Origin of the sequence: Brenneria corticis, from assembly GCF_003115855.1 — a bacterium.
GTDB lineage: Bacteria > Pseudomonadota > Gammaproteobacteria > Enterobacterales > Enterobacteriaceae > Brenneria > Brenneria corticis.
This window is the reverse complement of the sequence record NZ_KZ819146.1, coordinates 1-591: the sequence shown is the minus strand read 5'-3', so window position 1 is coordinate 591 and position 591 is coordinate 1. Positions and strand designations below refer to the sequence as shown.

At 56.9% G+C, this 591-nt stretch carries 1 protein-coding gene and 1 pseudogene; both read right to left on the bottom strand.

The window, feature by feature from the left end; translation table 11 throughout:
- The coding region (locus tag DDT56_RS24270; RefSeq protein ID WP_136168898.1) for an immunoglobulin-like domain-containing protein at window positions 1–406 on the bottom strand (406 nt) is incomplete at its 3' end.
- A gap of 48 nt (window positions 407–454) precedes the next feature.
- Window positions 455–589, bottom strand: a pseudogene (locus DDT56_RS25245) (immunoglobulin-like domain-containing protein); the annotation flags it as partial.
- Between the last annotated feature and the right edge of the window lie 2 nt (window positions 590–591).

The window sequence follows — 591 nt, the reverse complement described above, 5'->3', positions numbered from 1 at the left end:
CCAGTACCCGGTCTACCTTGATGGTAAAGACCGCATCCTGCGCTTCGGTCACATCGCCATTGCTATCGATCGTCACATTGATGGTGTCGACCGTATCGGTGACGTTTACTGTCGCATCGCCGCCCAACTGCAGATCTTCAAAGACCTTGCCGGCCACGCTGGCATCGGTAAGGCCCAGCGTCACACTACTAGCATCGGCGTACACATCGTCGCCCTGCGCGGGCACGCTATAAGCCACACTCTGCTCGCCGGCCCGGATAGTTATCGTGTCGCCATTGCTTAACGTTACCACCAGATCGTCGGCCAGTACCCGGTCTACCTTGATGGTAAAGACCGCATCCTGCGCTTCCGTGACGTCGCCATTGGACTCAATGATGACATTGACCGTATCCACAGTATCGGTCACCGTCACTGTTGCCGTGTCGCTGGTATCCAACTGCTCGAAGTTATGCTCGCTCGCATCCGTTACACGAAGGGTGTAGCTTTCACCGTCTTGATAGACATCGTCACCCTGCACGGCAAACTCGCTCGAGGTACCAGTTGTTGCCCCGGCCGCAAAGGTGATGGTGGCGCCATTGCTTAGCGTCACCG